Genomic DNA, 4,200 nt, shown 5'->3' on the forward strand with positions numbered 1-4,200 from the left:
GGCATCTATGTGGTGGCCGACAGCAAGGCGAAGGGGAACGTCACCAATACCGGGCGCATCCAGGCGGCGGCGGCGACGCTGGCTTCGGCGGGGGGGAATGTCTATGCGCTGGCCGGCAACCGGCAGGGGCTGATCCAGGCCACGGGTACGAAGACGGTCGATGGCCAGGTGTGGCTGACCGCGCCCAACGGGTCGGTGGCTGTCGACGGCACCACGGTGGCCGCGACCAGCGCCGATGGTGCGGGAGGGACGATCCGTGCCAATGGCGGCACGGTGACGGTCGGCGGCACGGCCGTGCTGTCGGCCTCGGCGCGGAAGGCGGGTGCGGCAGGCGGGCGGATTCTGGTGGGCACCGACGCCATGGGAGGCGTCAATCTCGCCCGGAAGACCACGATTGCCGACGGGGCGACGCTGGCCGCCGCCGGCAAGGGCGGTGGCAGGGGTGGGACGATCGAAACCTCGGCCCATGCGCTGGCGCTGGGCAAGGCGTCGGTGACTGCCGGGGCCGGGGGAAGCTGGCTGCTGGACCCCGACGACCTGACCATCGATAATGCCGCCGCCGGGACGATCGACAGCGCGCTCGATATCGGCACCAATGTCACCGAACAGACTTCGGCCAGCGTCGTTTCCGGCGCGGGCGTCTCGTCCTCCGGGAACGGTGATATCGTGGTGAATGCACCGCTCTCGTGGAGCGGAACCGGGACGCTGACGCTGACCGCGTATCATTCCATCACGCTGAATGCGGGGATTACCGTCAGCGGCACGGGCAGGCTGACGTTGACGACCAACAACACTATCGGCGGCACCGGCGACGGGGCGGTGAATTTCGGCAGTTCCGCCATCCAGTTCACCAGTTCAAACGTGACCGCCGCGAACACCGCCACCAACAGCCCGCTGACCATCAACGGCAACGGCTATACGCTGATCACTACCCCCACCGAATTGCAGAATGCCGTCGGTCTCTCGGGTTATTACGCCCTGGCCAGGCCGATCGACATGGGCGGGTTCGGCAATTTTACGCCGATCGGGCTCTACAGCACCACGCCATTTCTCGGCACGTTCGATGGGTTGGGCAATACCATCGCCAACCTGACCATCAACGGCGGGTGGAACACATATGTGGGGCTGTTCGGGCAGGTCGGTGATGTCTCCGGCAAGGGGCTCGGCGTGGTGCAGAATGTCGGGCTGGTGGGGGGCAGCATTACCGCTCCGTACTCGACTTATGTCGGCGCACTGGTCGGATGGAACGACGGCACGCTCAGGAACGTCTACACGACCGCCTCGGTCTCGGGGGGTGGTTCATCTCCGAACGATATCGGCGGTCTGGTCGGGGTTAACTTTACCCCGGGTACGATCACGAATGCCTACGCAACCGGGACCGTTTCGGGCTCCGGTTCCGGTTGGAGCAGCGTTGGCGGTCTGGTCGGAGAAAATGACGGCGCGATGAGCAATGTCTACGCAACCGGAGCGGTGACGGGCACGGGATCGAATGATGTCGGCGGCCTGGTTGGGTATAATGGCAGCACGATCAGTAACGCCTATGCGACCGGGGCCGTGTCGGGCCGAGGCTCCGTTGGGGGCCTGGTCGGAGAAAACGGCAATACGATCAGCAATGCCTACGCAACCGGGAGCGTGTGGGGTTCGGGTGTCGGGTCTGGCTCCGGTCTGGGCTATATCGGGGGGCTGACGGGAAAAAACGAAGGCATCATCGAGAATGCCTATGAAACCGGGGGCGTGTCGGGTGTGGGCACTGTCGGTGCCCTGGTCGGCCAGAACGATTTCTCTGTCAGTGGCGGTTATTTCGGCAGCACGACGTCGGGCCAGGCGAACGGGGTCGGCGGCGGTGCATCCGGCGGCATCACCGGGCTGAATACGGCGGCGCTGGAAGCGGCGCTGCCGAGCGGATTTTCCACCTCCGTCTGGGGGAACGCCGGCAACCAGACCACGCCTTACCTTCGCAGCCTGGCGGGCAACCAGGTGTTCGAGGTGAACGACAGCGCCTCTACGCTCTATACCGTGATCCTCGACACCGCCCAGCTTCAGGCCATGCAGGACAATCTGGGTGGACATTACGTGCTCGGGGGAACCATCGACGCCAGTGGCGTGAGCAACTTCACGCCTATCGGCAGATCCTCCAGTTCGGCTTTCTCCGGGAAGTTCGATGGGTTGGGCCATACCATCAACAACCTCACCATCAACGACACCACAGACCCGTATGGGGGTCTGTTTGGTTATGTCAGTTCCACAGGGGGCGTCAGCCATGTGGGCCTGGTTGGCGGAACTGTTACTGGCACAAACTACGTAGGCGGGCTGGTGGGCTACAACAACGGGAAGATCACCGACGCCTACGCTACAGGTCCCGTCAACGCTACGGGCACCCGCAGTAATGTCGGCAGTAATGTCGGCGGACTGGTGGGCTTGAACGACAGCTCCGGGCAGATCACTGACGCCTACGCTACAGGTCCCGTCAACGCTACGGGCAACTACAGCAATGTCGGCGGACTGGTGGGCTTGAACAATGGCTTATACGGGCAGATCACTGACGCCTACGCCACAGGGGCCGTCAACGCTACGGGCACCTACAGCTATGTCGGCGGGCTGGTAGGTTGGAACGGCAGCATAATCACCGACGCCTACGCCACAGGGGCCGTCAACGCTACGGGTGCCGGCAGCGATGTCGGCGGGCTGATAGGTCGGAACGGCAGCAGCATGGTCACCGACGTTTACGCTATAGGTGCCGTCAACCCTACAAACACCAGCAGCAATGTCGGCGGACTGGTGGGCTACAACAGCGGGAAGATCACCGACGGCTATTGGGATACCACCGCCAGCGGTCGGCCCACTGGAATGGGTGTGAACTCAGGTGCAGGCAACGTTACCGGGCTGACGACCGAGCAATGGCTGACCGAAGGGCCGATGGTGGGCGGAAGTTCATACGGCTTCGTCAATTCCGGCGCCTGGTTCTCGGGCTCACCGTATCCGGTGCTATCCGCGCTGCCTTTCATCGTGGTCAGCGCCGCAGGATCGCAGACCTATGGTCAGAGCAATCTATCCGCTACAGTTCTTGCCTTTTCGGGCACTGGTGCGGTGATGCTTATGGATGCGAGCAACCTCACATGGCACAGCCCGCTTCTCTCGACGACGAGCGCCGCCGGATCGACCGGCGCCATGTACGGGACCGGCGCCACAGCGGCGGGTTCCCAGATCACCTATTACGCTATCGATACCGTCGTCAGAGCCCCCCTTACCGTCACCGCGCTGAACCAGACCGGCACCTATGGGCAGGCGCCAACCCTTGGTACCTCGGCTTACAGCACCAGCGGCCTGGTGAATGGCGATACGGTTTCCGGAGTGACGCTGGCAACAGCGGCGACCGGCAGGAGTGCTGTCGGCAACTATGGCATCACCGCTTCCGCCGCGCAGGGCAGCGGCCTAGCGAACTACGCCGTGACCTACCAACCGGGAACGCTGACCATCGATCCGGCAGCATTGACGGTGACCGCACTAAACCAGTCCAGCACCTACGGGCAGGCACCCAGCCTCGATGGTTCGGCCTATAGCGTTAGCGGCCTGGTCAATGGCGATACCATCTCCGGTGTCACGCTCGCGACGGTCGCCACGAACAAAAGCGGTGCCGGAACCTATGCCATCACCGCTTCCGGCGCAGCCAGTTCCGCCCCGGCAAACTATACCATCGCCTACCAGCCCGGCACCCTGACCATCGATCCGGCCGCACTGACGGTAACGGCACTGAACCAGACCAGCACCTACGGGCAAGCGCCCAGCCTCGATGGTTCGGCCTACAGCGTTAGCGGTCTGGTCAACGGCGACAGCATCTCCGGGGTAACGCTGGCAACGGCGGCAACCGGCAGGAGTGCTGTCGGCAACTATGACATCACAGCCTCCGCCGCGCAGGGCAGCGGGCTGTCAAACTACGCCGTGACCTACCAACCGGGAACGCTGACCATCGATCCGGCCGCACTGACGGTAACGGCACTGAACCAGTCCAGCACCTACGGGCAGGCGCCCAACCTTGGCACCTCGGCTTACAGCACCACCGGTCTGGTCAACGGCGACAGCATCTCCGGGGTAACGCTGGCAACAGCGGCGACCGGCAGGAGTGCTGTCGGCAACTATGACATCACGGCCTCCGCCGCGCAGGGCAGCGGCCTGGCGAACTACGCCGTGACCTACCAGCCG

Annotated in this window: 1 protein-coding gene; it reads left to right on the forward strand. The window is 63.9% G+C overall.

Annotation, left to right across the window (positions count from 1 at the left end):
* A partial coding sequence (locus C7453_RS18480) for a beta strand repeat-containing protein (RefSeq protein ID WP_170143287.1) occupies positions 1-4,200 on the forward strand: 4,200 nt, incomplete at both ends.

This window comes from Gluconacetobacter liquefaciens (assembly GCF_003350405.1).
Classification (GTDB): Bacteria; Pseudomonadota; Alphaproteobacteria; order Acetobacterales; family Acetobacteraceae; genus Gluconacetobacter; species Gluconacetobacter liquefaciens.